Raw genomic sequence first — 14,610 nt, 5'->3', positions numbered from 1 at the left:
GCATGTCAAACGTTTGGAGCAACTGGTCGGGCTTTGTAAGCGCCGAGCCCAAGCTGATCGCCAGCCCCGGCGATGCCGGTGAACTCGGTGATCTCGTCCGGACCGCGCCTGGCCCGGTGCGCGTTGCCGGCGCCGGTCATTCCTTCACACCGCTGGTGAAATCGCAGGGCACGATCCTGTCCCTGGAGAGACTGGAAGGGCTGGTCTCGCACGACGCGCAAAAACATCAGGCGCGGGTGCGGGCAGGGACCCGGCTCGGCGCGCTCATGCACATCCTGCAAGGCATTGGCCAGGGCCTGCCCAACATGGGCGACATCGACCGCCAGGCGATCGGCGGCGCGCTGGGCACAGCCACGCACGGCTCGGGACCGACGCTCGGCGCCTATCACACGCAGCTGGAGACGGTGCAGATCGTCGACGGGCTTGGCAAGGTCCGCGACTTCAAGCGGGCAGGGGATCGGGACATGATCCACGCCATCGGTGTCGCGCTCGGCGCTTTCGGCGTGCTCACCGAAGTGACGCTGAACAACATCGCGACCTACCGGTTGCGCCGCCGCAAATATGTGCTGCCGATCACCGAGATGCTGCGCGATTTCGAGGCGATGATGGCCGCGCATCGCTCGGCCGAATTCTACTACATTCCGTTTTCCGGCTATGCGCAGTTCATCGCCAGTGATTTCAGCGATGCCGCACCCACCACGCGGCCGCCGGAAGAGGACGAGGCGGGCTTGAGGACACTGCGCAGGCTGCGCACTTCACTTGCCTGGCTGCCATCGCTGCGTGGCCGCCTGATCCGATCGGCGGCCGCCAAATTTCCCGCCGAGGACTACGTGCAGGACTGGCTCAACGTCTATGCCAGCGACCGGCAGACCAAGTTCAACGAGATGGAATATCATTTGCCGTTCGAGGAAGGGCCGAAGGCGCTGGCCGAGATCATCGAGCTGACCGAGAAGCGCTTTCCCGAGGTCTATTTCCCGATGGAGGTGCGCTCGGTCGCGCCGGACCAGTTCTGGCTTTCGCCATTCTACAACAGGCTGACCTGCTCCATCGCCATCCACCATGACGCCGCGAACGATCCTTTGCCGTTCATGCGGGCGGCAGAGCCGATCTTCCGCAGATATGGCGGCCGGCCGCATTGGGGCAAGATGCATAGCCTCAAGGCGGCGGAGCTGAAAAAGCTCTACCCGCGCTGGGACGATGCCATGGCGGCGCGCCGCGACATCGATCCGGAAAACCGCTTCGTGTCGCCCTACATGGCCGGCCTGTTCGGCATCGAATGATGAGCACCTATTTTTCCACCCTCTCGGATGCGCTGAAGGAAGCCGGCATCTTCCAGCCCTGCCTGCTGCTCGACCGCGATCGGCTGGACGGAAACATTGCCCTGGTAAAAAGGAGGCTGGATCCCGGCCTGGCCGTGCGGCTGGTCGACAAATCGCTCGCCTGCCTGCCGCTGCTTGCGCATATAGGCAAGGCGCTCGGCACCAGCAGCTTCATGACCTTCCACCCGCCGATCAGCGAGGCGGTGCTGAAGGCGTTTCCGGATGCCGATCTGCTCTACGGCAAGCCGATGCCGATTGGTACGGCAAGGACTGCGCTGGTGAAGGGTGATGCCGACTGGTCGCGTGTCTGCTGGCTGATCGACAGCGAGGAGAGACTGGCGGAATACGGTGCTCTCGCTGACGAACTCGGCATCGGCCTGCGCATCGCTTTCGAGATCGATGTCGGGCTGCATCGCGGCGGCTTTGCTGATCCCGCGGCCTTGTCGAAGGCGCTGAGCGCGTTGCCGGTCCGGCTGCATTGCGAAGGCGTCATGGCCTACGAGGCGCATGCGCCGCTCATTCCCGGCCTTTTCGGCGGACCGGCAAAGGCATTGGCGGAGGCGTCGGCGCAGGCTGCGGCGTTCGTCGCCTGTCTCGGTGCCGACCAGCGCCGCATCCTCAACATCGGCGGCAGCAAGACCGCGCTGCTTCATCGTGGCGGCGCGGCCAATGAAGTGTCGATGGGCTCGGCCTTCGTGCTGCCCAGCGACTTCGATACGCCAGGCCTCGACGGCTTCCAGCCGGCGGCTTTCATCGCTACGCCGATCCTGAAAGTGGTCGAGCCGATGCTGCCTGGTCCGCCGGCCGTTACTCGCCTGCTGCAGGCGCTCGGCCGCTTCCCGCGCAAGGGCTGCTATCTCTATGGCGGCAAGTGGATGGCCGAGCCGGTCTTCCCCCAAGGCATGAAGACGAACGGCCTGCTCGGCCTGTCCTCCAACCAGCAATTCATGGGCTTGCCCGCCGATGCGACCGCAAGGCCAGGCGACTACGCGTTTCTAAGGCCGACGCAGAGCGAGGCCGTGCTGCAGCAATTCGGGTCGATCGCCGTGTTTTCCGGCGGAAAGGTCATCGATCGCTGGCCGGCGCTGCCGATGGCGTGATCGAGCTACGCCTTCACCGGTACCCAGATCTCCAGCCCGCCATTGCCGCTGTGGGCATCGAACTCCGGTCCATAGCGCTCGAATTCCGGTGCATCCGCGATTTCGTGACCGGAGGCGGGCAGCCAGCTGTTCCAGATCGTGTTGATCGTCCGGCGGATGGATGAGATGTGCTCGCGGTGCGAGAACACCGCATATTTCTGCGCCGGCACCCGCACCCGATAGAAGTCCTTCGGCAGATCCGCAAAGCCGGACACTTCGACGCCGACGACATAGTCGAAATTGCCCGCGTCGTCGCCATTAAGGCACACGCCGTAGAAAACGCCTGAGATCTCGCCGGGGATGTTGCCGATAAAGGGTGCAAAACGCTGCCACTGCATCGGAATCCCGGCGCTGGTTTCACAGCTGTAGCGTTCGCCGAGGCCGGCGATCAGGAACGGCCGGCTGGTCTCGAAGCGCGGTGGTTCGAGATTGGTGAGGAAGGACTGGTCCATCAGGATCGGCTCCACGAGGTCGAGGTTGTTGGTCGAGCCTTGCGCGCGCACCAGTTCCGGCGTGGTGCCGAACTGATCGCGGAAGGCACGGGTGAACGCCTCATGCGAGTTGTAGCCGGCGTCGAGCGCGACGACGAGGATGTCGGGCGCTCCGCCGGCCAGCTTGCGCGCCGCCTCGGTCAGCCGGCGTGAGCGCATGTAACCCATCACCGAGCGGCCGGTTGCGGCGCCGAAGGCGCGCGTCACATGAAAACGCGACACGCCGCTGCTTTGCGCGACATCGTCAAGCGAGATCGCCTCCGGCAGATGGCTCTCGACGAACCACAGCGCTTTCTCGGTCGGGTTCATGGGGCTCCTTTTCGCATTGGCCGGATCATCTTGGCGTTTCCTGGCGCGGCCAGTTTGATCGAAATTGCGCATTCCGTGCAATCTGCGCCGATCCCATGGGCTTTCGCTTGACAGCGGGCCGCGTCATCTCCTAAGAATGTTATGTTATTACATAAAGTGAGCGTGCAATGCCTGTTTCCCTTAGCTGGCCCACCACTTCGTCCGAGAAATCCATTGCGAAGCGTTTGGTGGAAATCTACGCTGAAGTGGTGATGGTCCCCGAGCCGAAAGGCGAGGGGTGAAAAGGGAACACGGTGAGGCCTGTTCAGGTCGAGGCCGTGGCTGCCCCCGCAACTGTAAGCGGCGAGCAAAATCCGTGAATGCCACTGGCCGGCAAGGCTGGGAAGGCAGGATGGCGCAACGACCCGCGAGCCAGGAGACCTGCCATCACTGAGTTGACCGGACGGGGTGTGCCGGGAGGAAACGCGAATCCCGGCCTTGTCGGCCGGTTCGCCAGCTTCCTTCCGTCGTCAGTTTTGGAAAGTGACGGAAAGTTGGACGGCTCCATCGATCATCGCATCACCATGCGCACGCTTTGCCGTCCCCGCAATCCGGCGGGCTGCAGCCGATGAGCGCAGCGCTTCTCGAAGCCCATGACCTCTGTGCCATGGCGAATGGGCGGAATCTGGTCCAGGCGGTCAGCTTCTCGGTGGCCGCTGGCGATCGCCTTGCCATCATCGGTCCCAACGGCGCCGGCAAGACGACGCTGCTGCGCATGCTGTCGGGCATGCTGCGGCCAAGTTCCGGCGAGGTGAAGCTTGGCGGACGCGGGCTGGACAGGATTTCGGCCGCCGAGCGGGCGTTGCATATCGCCGTTGTCGGCCAGACCGACCAGCCCGATCCGCGGCTGGCGGTGATCGATTATGTCGAGCTTGGCCGGGTCCCGCACGCCGGGCTGCGGCGCAGGCGCGAGGAACGCGATATCGCCGTCGAGGCGCTGCGCCGGACCGGCCTGCTGCCGCTGCTTGGCCGCACCGTCGGCTCGCTGTCGGGCGGCGAGCGCCAGCGCGCCCAACTGGCGCGCGCCATCGCCCAGCAGCCCAAAATCCTGTTCCTCGACGAACCGACCAACCATCTGGACCCGCGCGCCCGCGGCGAACTGCTCGACCTCGTGGCAGGCTTTGAGATGACGGTGATCGCGGTGCTGCACGATCTGGCGCTGGTAGCACCCTTCGCCACCAGGGTGGCGGTGATGAACCATGCCCGTCTGCAAGCGCTCGCCGCACCGCGCGAAGCGCTGGCCCAACAGCTGATCCGCGAGATTTTCGGCATCGATGTGCTGCGCCTGCGCCATCCGACCGAGGATCGAGAGTTGACGGTGTTCGAGGTTCCGAACCGTGCCGCGCCGCCGTCGTGATTGAAGCCGTTCCATAGTCGACCCGATCCCACCCACAAGGAGCATACCCGTGAAACGCCTCGCTTTTTCGCTTGCCGTCTCGCTGCTGACCTCGACCGCCTTCGCCTTCCCGGTAACCGTCGACAGCTGCGGCAAGCCGCTGACCTTCGACGCGCCGCCGAAGCGCGCTGTCATCCATGATCTGAACATGGCTGAGATGGCTTTCGCGCTGAAATTGCAGCCGTCAATCGTCGGCCTGACCGGCATCACCGGATGGTACAAGGTCGGTCCCGAATTCAAGGCAGAGCAGGGTTCGATCCCGGAGCTGGCGCCGAAATATCCGACGCTCGAAAACCTCGTGGCCGTCGAGCCGGATTTCTTCTTCGCCGGCTGGTACTACGGCATGAAGCCGGGTGGCGAGGTGACGCCCGACACGCTTGCCCCGCACGGCATCAAGACGCTGGTTCTGACGGAAAGCTGCGTCCATCTCGACAAGAGCCGCCCCGCCGCCTCGATGGACCTGCTCTATGGCGACGTCGAAAAGCTGGGCAAGATCTTCGGCAAGGAGGCCGAGGCTGAAAAGCTTGTCTCTGGCTGGAAGGCGCAACTCGCCGACATCACCGCCAAGGTCGGCAGCGCCAAGGGCACGCGGGTGTTCCTCTACGATTCCGGCGAGGACAAGCCGTTCACCGCAGGCAAGTTCGCCATCCCCAGCGCCATGATCACTGCCGCCGGCGGCGACAACATCATGGCTGACATGGACACCAGCTGGGGCAACACGGATTGGGAAACGGTGGCGTCGCGCAATCCGCAATTCCTCATCCTGCTCGATTACCAGGACGGTGGCGGCTACAGGAAGCTGCTCGATTTCCTGAAAGCGCATCCGGCCATGAAGGAGACAGACGCGGTCAAGAACGAGCGCTTCGTCGCCCTCCGCTACGCCGAGCTGACGCCCGGACCCGCCAACATCGAAGCGATCGACAAGATCGCCAAGGCCATGCACCCGGAAGCATTTTGAGCTTGCGCCATCCGGCATTTGCGTTGGCCATGCTGGCGGGAGCGGCGGCGATCGCCGCTCTCGCTCTGCTGTCGATCGCCTATGGCTCGACGCTGATCCCGCTGGCCGACGTTGTAGCAGCGCTTGGCCGCGCAATCGGCTTAGGCGGGCACGACGTGTCCGGGCCGGTCGGCAAGATCGTCGTCGATCTGCGGCTGCCGCGCACGATCCTGGCCATCTGCGTCGGCGCGGGCCTCGGCGTCGTCGGCGCGCTGCTGCAGACAGTGACCCGCAACGATCTCGCCGATCCGTTCCTGTTCGGCCTGTCGTCGGGCGCCGCCGCCGGTGCTGTTTCCGTCATCACCGTCTTCGGCGACAGCTTTGGCATCTGGACGTTGCCGGTCGCGGCCTTCACCGGCGGCATATTGGCCGCCGGCGTCGTCCTGCTGCTGGTCGCGCGGGTGAGGGGCCAAGGGCCGGAGCGGCTGATCCTCGCCGGCCTTGCCGTGTCCTTCATGTTCACCGCCTTGACCAACTACCTGGTCTTTGCCGGCGACCAGCGCGCCGCCCACTCCGTGTTGTTCTGGACGATGGGCGGCCTTGGCCTGGCGCGCTGGGACAATATCTGGCTCGGCGCGCTGGGTGCGGGCACCATTCTGGCTTACGCGCTGTGGAACCACCGCCGGCTCGATGCCTTCCTGGCCGGCGAAAACGCCGCCGAAAGCCTTGGCGTGCCAGTGGCGCGCATGCGCCGAATGACGTTTCTCGTCGCCGCCTTCTCGACGGCGATCCTGGTCTCTGTCGCCGGGGTCATCGGCTTCGTCGGGCTGATGATCCCGCATCTGTCGCGGCCGCTGGCAGGCCCCTTGCATCTGCGCCTGGTTGCCAGCTGCGCCGTCTTCGGCGCGGTGCTTTTGCTGGCCAGCGATCTTCTGGCCCGAACGCTGCTGCCGCCGCAGGAACTGCCGATCGGCATCATCACCAGCTCGGTCGGTGCGTTCTTCGTCGTCACCATGCTGATCCGCAACCGGCTTTGAGCGCGTTTGGCAACCGGTCGCCGGATCACACGGTCCAGAAATAGCGCACGATGTGGAAGAACACCGGGGCGGCGAAGACCAGGCTGTCGGTGCGGTCCATCATGCCGCCATGGCCTTCGATGAGATGGCCCCAGTCCTTGACGCCCTGGTCGCGCTTGATGGCCGAGGCGACCAGCCCGCCTAGGAATCCCATCGAGCAGGCGACGAAGGCCACGGCTGCCGCCTGCAGCGGCGAGAAGGGCGTCACGAACGACAACAGCGCGCCGAGCAGGCTCGCCGACACCAATCCGCCGATCAGCCCTTCCCAGGTTTTCGACGGCGAGACGTTCGGCGAAAACCGGTGTTTACCAAACAGCTTGCCGAAGATGTACTGCAGCACGTCGCTGCCTTGCACGACGATGATCAGGAAGGCGATCAGCAGCAGGGTGCGGCCTTCGAAGCCTGGCACGTCGAGTGTCAGCAGGGCGGGGACGTGGCTGACGCAATAGACCGAGATCATCACCGCCCATTGCTGCGCGGCGATCCGCTCGAGGAAGCGTTCGGTGTCGCCATGCAGCGCCGTGATGGCCGGCATCAAGAGGAAGCAGTAGACCGGAATGAAGATGACGAAGAGCCCGTACCAGGCGGTCCACACCAGCCAGTACTGAAACGGGATGATGATGCCGAACATGCCGAGCAGCACCCAATGGTCGCTGCGGCGCGTATGCGTCAGCGTCACGAATTCGCGCAGCGCGGCGAAGGAAATCAGCGCAAACAGGATGGTCATCCCGTAACGGCCGAAGAAGAAGGCGACCGTCATCAGCGCCACCATCACCCACCAGGCGTTGATGCGCTGCGTGAGATTGACAAGCGTCGAGCTCAGCGGCTTCGGCGCTCGCGCCGAAAGGATGGTGGCGACGATGCTGGCGGTGGTCAAAACCGCCAGCAGGCCGATGATCAGGATGGAGATTTCGTGGCGCATCAATCGTCTCGCTCGGGACGCGGGTTGAGCGCCAGAAGCGCGGCGTGGGCGCGCTCGAGAAAGGCGCGGCGTTCTTCGCCCGGGCCAACCGCGACAGGCGCGCCGAAAACGACGCGGCACAGCAGCGGCACCGGCAGGAACTGGCCCTTGGGCAGCACGCGCGACATGTTCTCGATCCAGCACGGGATCAGCTCGACCTCAGGCCGCGCCGTCGACAGATTGTAGAGCCCGGAGCGGAACGCCAGCAGCGGCTCGTCTGTCATGTTGCGTGTGCCTTCGGGAAACAGGATAAGCGAGTGCCCTTGGTCGAGAACCGACAGCATGATCTCGATGGGGTTTTCCTCAGGTCTCGTCCATTGCCGGTTGATGAGCACGGACGACAACATGTCCTGCGCGATGAAGCGGCGCAGCCGCGACTTCCCCCAATATTCGCCTGCGGCAACAGCATGGGTGATCGCGCGCTCCCTTTCGCTGAGACAGGCCGACAAAAGGATGAAGTCGCCATGGCTGGTGTGATTGGCGAAATAGATGCGCTGCCGCTCGGAGGGCAGGCTGCCGTTCCAGATCGGCCGCACCCCGGTCACCATCCGGGCCAGAGCCGACAGGCCGACGGAGGTTACCGTCTGCAGCAAGGTGAAGGTCTTGAGCGAAAGCTTGTTCATCGCGGCGCCCAAAACCCTGCCGCCAGAAGCGCTGCGGCAAACAGAGCCAGGGCAGCGCGCTGCTTGAACAGCAAGCGGCTTGTGCCGGCCATGCGGTCATCGAGCAAGCGTGTCGCGAACGGAGCCGGTTTCAGGCGCATGCGCGCCAACATGTCATCTACCGCGGCACCGCCGGAAGCTTCGTCGTCATGGCTCGCCATCAGTCGGAACAGCAGCGCGTCGAATGCCAGCAATGCCGACAGCGCCAGCACCGCAACCGCGCTCGCGGCGGCGATCGACAAAGCGATGGCCGCGGGCAAGGTCTCGAAGGCACCGCGCGCCGACGCGGCTAGAGGCGCAAGGACATTTGCGGCCAGCACGATTGCGGCCGGCCACGCGGCCTGTCGCATCAGCATGCCGGCGAAGCGGTCGGTGCGGTCCTGATAGGTATTGCCTGTCATGACGCCGCCCGCCCCGTAGCCTCTGCAAGGTGGACCGGCCGGCCGGCGGCCGCGAGCATCTCGCGGGCGAGCGTCGGCGTCCCGGCCCTGCCGGTCGCCACCAGCCATTCGGCGACGACGCCGGCGCTGCGCTGGAAGCCGAGCGCGCAGCACACCAGGACGGTGCCGTCGCGGCGTGCATTCTCCAGCGCGCCGGCTGCCTGTTGCCGTATCGCCAGTGGCGGCGGCAACAGGTCGATCATCGGAAAGCTGATCCAGCGGCAATCGGTTGTCGCCGGCTTTTCGAGTTCGGCGGCGAGGTCGATGACCGTGCCGAAGCTGTTGGCCTCGCTTGCCGTGGGAAAGCGCCCGAGAAAGACACCTTCGGCAATCGCCACCTGGGGGGCAAGATTGCGCGTCCAGGCCCATATGTTTGCCCTGGCGCCGAGGCGATAAGGCAAGAGCAGGACACGGCTTGCAAGCGTGATGCTGCCATCGGCGGATTTCTGGAACACCTTTTCGCCTGCGCCAGCATAGGCGAAGGCGACGATGGCCAGCGCCAGCGCCGGCCAAAGCAGGAAGAGCGCGACAGCGCAAAGGAAGGCACCGAGCGCGGCACCGGCCAGCGCGAGGACGGCGCCCAGCGCGTAGAACCGCGCCAGCCGCCGCGCTTTCGCATCGTTGGTCAGCCGGAAGCCTGCAAACGGCAATGCGCCGCTACGCGGAAACAGCCACAGCGCAAAGAACCCGAGCAGCGCGCCGGTCGGGATGTCGATGAAGTGATGCTGCCAGGTCGTCAGCACCGAGGCGCCGATGAGGAAGCTCCAGCCATGCCAGAGCGGCAGGAGCAAGCCGCCGAGCCGGTGGCGCCAATGATCCCAGATGATCGCCAAAAGGGCGATGTGCAGCGAGGGCGCCTGGTTGAACGGCTTGTCGAAACCGCCGAGCACGGCAAACAGGAAGCCCGGCAGGCCGGTCGTCGCCGGTCGCACGAATGTAGCGGTCAGCGGGAACAGGATGAAGCAGATAACGGCGACGATTTGCGCGGTGAGATAGCGTCCGGCCAGACGGTCGACCCCTTGCCTGTCGTTGTTGAGCAGCAGCGACAGGCCGTAGAACAGGTTGATCGACCAATAGGGCACGATGGTCCAGGCGAGGAACGGGATGCCGTGCTCCCACGAGAACACGATACTGCCGACATCGTCGCGCCGCGACGCCAGCCAGTTGGCGAAGCCGTAGCTGAGATAGAAGAACGGCGCCAGGAAGGCCAGCCACAGGGCTGCCCTGACGACCACCCGGCTATAGGGTTCGGCACGCGCCACGGATGCAGGCGATGACACCATGCTGCTCAGCGGCGCCGCGCGAGCGAGACGGTGAAGATGCCCCATTGGTCGATGCGCTGGTCGAGCTTTTCGAAACCGGCGGCTTCGACGAGCTGGTCCATTTCGCCTTGCGTGCGCCGGCGCATCACCCAGGCCTCGCCGCCGCGATGCGAGGTCAGGCTGCGGGCGATCATCTCGAGCTGCGGGTGCCAAGGCTGGTTGGTGTAGAGCAACAGGCTGCCCGGCTGCATGGCGCTGGCCAATCCACCGAGCGAGCGGGCGATCATCGCATTGTCCGAGAATAGCTCGTAGAGGCCGGAAACGATGGCGAGGTCCGGCGCCGGATCGGCGTTGGCGAGCATGTCGGCATCGAAAGCGTCGGCGCGCTGGAACGTGACGTCAGCCGGCAATTGCCGCTCCGTGATCAGCTTGCGGCCAAGCTGCACGTTGAGGTCGGAATAATCCTGCAGACGCACGCTCGCCGGCTGGTCGGGGCTCTTCACGATGGCATCGAGAACATAGCGGCCGTGGCCGGCGGCGATGTCGAGAATATGCACTGGCCGGCCAGTGGTCTTGAGCGTTGCCAGGCAAGAGCCGATCAGTTCTTCGAGATGCAGCTTGCGCTGGCGGATGCCGCGCCAGCCGATGGCTTCCAGGAAGACACGGTCGACGACGCGGCCAAGGGGCGTAAGGCCGCGCGCGTCGTTTTCGTAGACATAATCCAGCGTCGAGCCGGAATCGAAGCCGGTGGCAATGCCGGTCTTCATGCCTTGGGAAACCCAGGCGCCCATGCGGATGGAGGCGCGGCTGAATGCCCAATAGAGGCCCTTGGGCGACATCAAAGCGAGCGGTGAAGCAAGCCGGTCGGCCTCGTCGCGTGTGTAGCCGGCAATGTCCGCCTGCTTCAGGTCGACCGGCGCATCCGGTGCCGCGAACTGCCTGGCCAGGAACGGCCGGATCAGGTCGAGGGCCTTTGCCCGGTCGCGTTCGCCCAGCGTGTCGTGGAAGAAGCCCGGCAGCACATGACGTTCCTTGATGCGGCTGCCGAGATTGACGAAGAACTCGTGCTGCGGGCCGTGGCGCACGACCCAATCGCTGCCCGAAAGCAGAAGCTGCGTCGGCGCGGTGATGGCGCGGGCGTCAGTGACGATGCGGGCTGCGTGCTGGTAGAGTTCGACCAGGATGTTGGAAGCGATCGGCCGCGTGATCAGTGGATCGCTCTCGAAAGAGGCGATGCGCACGGGATCATGGGTCAGGAATTTCGCCTTGACGTAGGAATTGACGAAGAAGCGGCCCTTGATCTTCTGCCAGAGCGCTATGCCCTCCTTGGCGAAGGGCACGTAGAGTTTTACCGAGAAGGCCGGTGAGGCCAGCACCATGGCGCGCAGCTTCGGCGCATAGTCATGCACCCAGGCGGCGGCCAGAACGGCGCCGAAGGACTGCGCGATCAGCGCGATATCGCGCGTGGCGAAGCCATCCCTTTCAGCGATCTCGCGCATGAAGCAGTCGATGTCGCGCACCAGCGCCGAGAAGGACGGGGCATAGCCGCGCTCGCCGGACGAACGGCCATTGCCGCGGGCATCCCAGGCATAGAAGGCGTGGTCCGGCATCCGCAATTCATCGACGAGATGGGCCATGCGGCCGCCATGCTCGTGGCCGCGATGGAAGAGCACCACCGCGCCTTTGGCATCGGCCGAAGCCGCCGGCCAGAATCGGTAGAAGATCTCCGTCCCGTCATGGCTGCGGAAGACCCGCTCCTGCGCTTGCCGCGCAAGGCTTTCCGTGGCCGCGGCGGCGATCGGGTCGTGCATCATGGTCTTTCCCTCTGGCGGCCCCACTGGCGGCATGGCGAGCCTCGATGCTCAGCTGGCGCTGCCAATAAGCCCGGCGCGTATCCGGTTTATGGCGGTCAGCAGCGAAAGCGTTGCCATGGCCGGAAACACAAATGGCGCGATCGATGCCGGCCACAGCCCTGGGGCGCACAGCACGGCGACGACGCCAAGCGCCAGCGCCCTGTCGCTCTTGCCGAACGGCCCGGCATAGTTGCGGCCGATCTTGGCGGCGATGCCGAGCACGCCGGCAAACTCGGTCAGCACCGCCGATATTGCGAAGGCGACGACGCCCCATGCGCCAAATTCCGGAAAGACGGCAAAAGGCAGAATCAGCGCGAGGTCCGAAACGACGTCGCACAACTCGTTCAGATACATGCCGAGCGTCGAGGCTTGGCCATGCTCGCGCGCCAGCATGCCGTCCACGGCATTCAGCGCCATGCGCACGAACATCACCACGGGGATAAGCAACAGCAGCCAGCGCCATTCATGCCGGATCGCAATGGCCGCGCCGGCGGCTATCGACATCGCGGCCGCCAGGATGGTTATGCTGTTTGCGGTGACCCCGATGGCCGCCAGCCGATTGACCAGCGGCCGCAGTCGACCCTGGAAGGCCGGCTTGAGAGCGTAAAGCGTCGGCATTGCGTTGATCCCCCGATCCTGTTCAGCGGCTGTACATCAATATGCCAGACGCGACCAGCGGAGAGGCGGCGCGGCCATCATGCGTTCGCAAATCGATAACCATGATTGGCCCGGCAAAGCTGTCATGCACATTTGTCGGCTTTGTGTGCACTGCGGCACCTTGAATAGTGAGCACGCTTATTATATATCCCGCTCATGGTTTCCGATGGCATCGACAGATTGGGCTTCTTGATCCACGACGTGCAGCGCCTGATGCGCAAGCGCTTCGAGGCGAGGGCCAGTGGCTTGGGGCTTTCTTCGGCGCAATGGCGGCTTCTGGTCCGCGTTGCCAAGGAAGACGGTGTCGCGCAGGCGCGGCTGGCCGAACTTCTCGAAATCGAGCCGATCAGCGTTTCGCGCCTGGTCGACCGCATGGAGGAGGGAGGCTGGATCGAGCGTCGTTCCGACGCTGCCGATCGCCGCGTCCGCATGATCTTCCTGACGCCCAAGGCAAGCGATGCCTACGCCGTGATCAAGAGCATTGCCGGGGAAGTCTATGAGGAATCGCTGGTCGGCGTGAAACCGGAAGCCCGTCGCGTCCTCGTCGAGGGACTTGAGGCGATGGTCCGCAACCTGACCGACGACGAGACGCCGTCCATTGAAAAAGTGAAGAACACAGAGGGCGCAGCAGCATGAACGCGGTAGCCAAGATAGACGAGAAAGTGACCGAACTGGAAATGGAAGCGCCGGCGCAGCCGGCCGCGGCCCCGGCAACCGTTGCTCCCCCGGTGCAGCCGGCTCCGGCGCCGGTGAAGAAAAAGCGCCGGCTGGGCCGCTTCCTGCTGATGGTCGCGCTGCCTGCGGCATTGGCTGTTGGCGGCGGCTATGTCTGGGTTACCGGCGGCCGTTATCAGGAGACCGAGAACGCCAATCTGCAGCAGGCCAAGGTGTCGATCGCTTCCGACACGGCCGGCCGCATCGTCAAGGTCGACATCTTCGATAACCAGCTGGTCAAGCAGGGTGACGAGCTGTTTGCCATCGACCCCGAGCCCTACCGGATCGCGTTGGCGCAGGCCGACGCGGCGGTGGCGGGCGCGCGTCTCAATGTCGAGCAGTTGCGCGCCGCCTATGGCCAGTCGATGGCTCAGCAGAAGTCCGATGCCAGCCAGGTCGCCTTCGCCCAGTCGCAGTTCGACCGCGCCGCCGATCTTGCCCAGAAGGGCATCAACGCCAAATCGTCGCTGGACGAAGCCAAGAACGATCTCGACAAGGCCAAGCAGCAGCTCGCCGTTGCCGAGCAAGGCATCATCAGCGCCAAGGCAGCCCTTGGCGGCAATCCCGACATCGAAACCGACAAGCATCCGACCGTGATGGCCGCGCTCGCCGCGCGCGACAAGGCCGCCTACGATCTGGCGCAGACCACGGTCAAGGCGCCGGCTGACGGCATCGTCAGCCAGGCCTCGTCGTTCAAGGTCGGCCAGTATGTCGGTTCCGGCACGCCGCTGTTTTCGCTGGTCGAGACCGGCGACACCTGGATCGATGCCAATTTCAAGGAAACGCAGCTCACCCATATGAAGCCCGGCCAGAAGGCCGAGATCGTGGTCGACACCTATCCGGGGCGCACCTTCGAGGCGACGGTCAAGGCGATCGGCGCCGGCACGGGAGCCGAGTTCTCGCTGCTGCCGGCCCAGAATGCCACCGGCAACTGGGTCAAGGTCACACAGCGCATCCCGGTTCGTCTCGAACTGACCGATGCGGACGCCAAGATGGCGTTGCGCACCGGCATGAGCGCCACCGTTACCGTCGACACCGGCGTGGCGCGTGGCCTGCCTTCGATCTTCGGTCACGCCACGGCCGGCGAGGCCGCGCAGTAACGTCAACAGAATGCCGCAGGACCAGCGGCGGAGGTGAATAGCAGGATTGGTCTGATGGGAGGAGCTGGAGGATCAGCGTTTGGGTGCTGCCGCGGTGCGGCCTGGCCGAAATCTGAAATCTCCGACGCGGACCCGTCGGTCCTCATGTTTCCGGGCGGCAGGCATCCGCTGATCAGAGACTTTCAGTCGATGTAACCCCCACATCGACAATCGCGTCCCACCGCGACGAGGGTCTCTCAACGGAAGGCGTTGCCG

General features: G+C 64.8%; 14 protein-coding genes and 1 riboswitch. Of the genes, 7 read left to right on the top strand and 7 right to left on the bottom strand.

All coding sequences use genetic code 11. The features are described from left to right. The first annotated feature begins 2 nt into the window (after positions 1-2). Both LB519_RS14340 and LB519_RS14335 read left to right on the top strand, forming a co-directional pair. Positions 3-1,280 (top strand): D-arabinono-1,4-lactone oxidase, encoded by a 1,278-nt coding sequence (locus tag LB519_RS14340; protein ID WP_224620297.1) that lies wholly within the window; start codon positions 3-5, stop codon positions 1,278-1,280. After that, positions 1,280-2,419 (top strand): alanine racemase, encoded by a 1,140-nt coding sequence (locus LB519_RS14335; protein WP_224620296.1) that lies wholly within the window; start codon positions 1,280-1,282, stop codon positions 2,417-2,419. The genes LB519_RS14340 and LB519_RS14335 overlap by 1 nt, the downstream gene beginning before the upstream one ends. Positions 2,420-2,424: 5 nt before the next feature. On the opposite strand, the gene LB519_RS14330 is transcribed toward LB519_RS14335, so the two are convergent. After that, positions 2,425-3,258 carry an AraC family transcriptional regulator gene (locus LB519_RS14330; protein WP_224620295.1) on the bottom strand — a complete coding sequence of 278 codons (834 nt, stop codon included), beginning with the start codon at positions 3,256-3,258 and terminating at the stop codon, positions 2,425-2,427. Between the two features lie 235 nt (positions 3,259-3,493). Then, positions 3,494-3,701, top strand: a riboswitch (cobalamin riboswitch). A gap of 164 nt (positions 3,702-3,865) precedes the next feature. Between LB519_RS14330 and LB519_RS14325 the strand changes: the two genes are divergently transcribed. Genes LB519_RS14325 through LB519_RS14315 form a run of 3 tightly spaced genes read left to right on the top strand, consistent with a single transcriptional unit; the run spans position 3,866 to position 6,667 of the window. Continuing rightward, on the top strand, positions 3,866-4,654 hold the full coding sequence (locus LB519_RS14325; RefSeq protein WP_013532381.1) for an ABC transporter ATP-binding protein: 789 nt from the start codon (positions 3,866-3,868) through the stop codon (positions 4,652-4,654). Positions 4,655-4,703: 49 nt separating this feature from the next. Continuing rightward, positions 4,704-5,651 (top strand): ABC transporter substrate-binding protein, encoded by a 948-nt coding sequence (locus tag LB519_RS14320; RefSeq protein WP_224620294.1) that lies wholly within the window; start codon positions 4,704-4,706, stop codon positions 5,649-5,651. Between the two features lie 29 nt (positions 5,652-5,680). Continuing rightward, on the top strand, positions 5,681-6,667 hold the full coding sequence (locus LB519_RS14315; RefSeq protein WP_081714386.1) for a FecCD family ABC transporter permease: 987 nt from the start codon (positions 5,681-5,683) through the stop codon (positions 6,665-6,667). Positions 6,668-6,692: 25 nt separating this feature from the next. Here LB519_RS14315 and LB519_RS14310 read toward each other — a convergent pair whose 3' ends face one another. From LB519_RS14310 to LB519_RS14285, 6 genes are read right to left on the bottom strand one after another with little or no spacing between them, the layout of a single operon-like run. Beyond that, on the bottom strand, positions 6,693-7,628 hold the full coding sequence (locus LB519_RS14310; RefSeq protein WP_027163212.1) for a phosphatidate cytidylyltransferase: 936 nt from the start codon (positions 7,626-7,628) through the stop codon (positions 6,693-6,695). Continuing rightward, positions 7,628-8,290, bottom strand: a complete 663-nt coding sequence (locus LB519_RS14305; RefSeq protein ID WP_013532377.1) for a lysophospholipid acyltransferase family protein — start codon at positions 8,288-8,290, stop codon at positions 7,628-7,630. The genes LB519_RS14310 and LB519_RS14305 overlap by 1 nt, the downstream gene beginning before the upstream one ends. Next, entirely contained in the window at positions 8,287-8,730 is a 444-nt protein-coding gene (locus tag LB519_RS14300; protein WP_013532376.1) for a hypothetical protein, read from the bottom strand. Before LB519_RS14300 ends, LB519_RS14305 begins: the two co-directional genes overlap by 4 nt. Then, complete coding sequence (locus LB519_RS14295) at positions 8,727-10,052, bottom strand: phosphatase PAP2/dual specificity phosphatase family protein (protein WP_224620293.1); 1,326 nt, start codon at positions 10,050-10,052, stop codon at positions 8,727-8,729. The genes LB519_RS14300 and LB519_RS14295 overlap by 4 nt, the downstream gene beginning before the upstream one ends. Positions 10,053-10,057: 5 nt before the next feature. Next, positions 10,058-11,842 carry a bifunctional alpha/beta hydrolase/class I SAM-dependent methyltransferase gene (locus LB519_RS14290; RefSeq protein ID WP_411909249.1) on the bottom strand — a complete coding sequence of 595 codons (1,785 nt, stop codon included), beginning with the start codon at positions 11,840-11,842 and terminating at the stop codon, positions 10,058-10,060. A gap of 51 nt (positions 11,843-11,893) precedes the next feature. Next, positions 11,894-12,502 carry a CDP-alcohol phosphatidyltransferase family protein gene (locus LB519_RS14285; RefSeq protein WP_063167716.1) on the bottom strand — a complete coding sequence of 203 codons (609 nt, stop codon included), beginning with the start codon at positions 12,500-12,502 and terminating at the stop codon, positions 11,894-11,896. 195 nt (positions 12,503-12,697) lie between these two features. Here LB519_RS14285 and LB519_RS14280 point away from each other — a divergent pair, with 195 nt between their 5' ends. Together LB519_RS14280 and LB519_RS14275 are read left to right on the top strand one after the other, a co-directional pair. Further along, positions 12,698-13,177, top strand: a complete 480-nt coding sequence (locus tag LB519_RS14280; RefSeq protein ID WP_013532372.1) for a MarR family winged helix-turn-helix transcriptional regulator — start codon at positions 12,698-12,700, stop codon at positions 13,175-13,177. Then, positions 13,174-14,355, top strand: a complete 1,182-nt coding sequence (locus LB519_RS14275) for an HlyD family secretion protein (protein WP_013532371.1) — start codon at positions 13,174-13,176, stop codon at positions 14,353-14,355. The genes LB519_RS14280 and LB519_RS14275 overlap by 4 nt, the downstream gene beginning before the upstream one ends. The last annotated feature ends 255 nt before the right edge of the window (positions 14,356-14,610 follow it).

Source organism: Mesorhizobium sp. AD1-1 (genome assembly GCF_020164655.1).
Lineage (GTDB): Bacteria > Pseudomonadota > Alphaproteobacteria > Rhizobiales > Rhizobiaceae > Mesorhizobium > Mesorhizobium ciceri.
The sequence above is the reverse complement of the archived record's forward strand: the minus strand, read 5'-3'. Positions and strand labels throughout refer to the sequence as shown.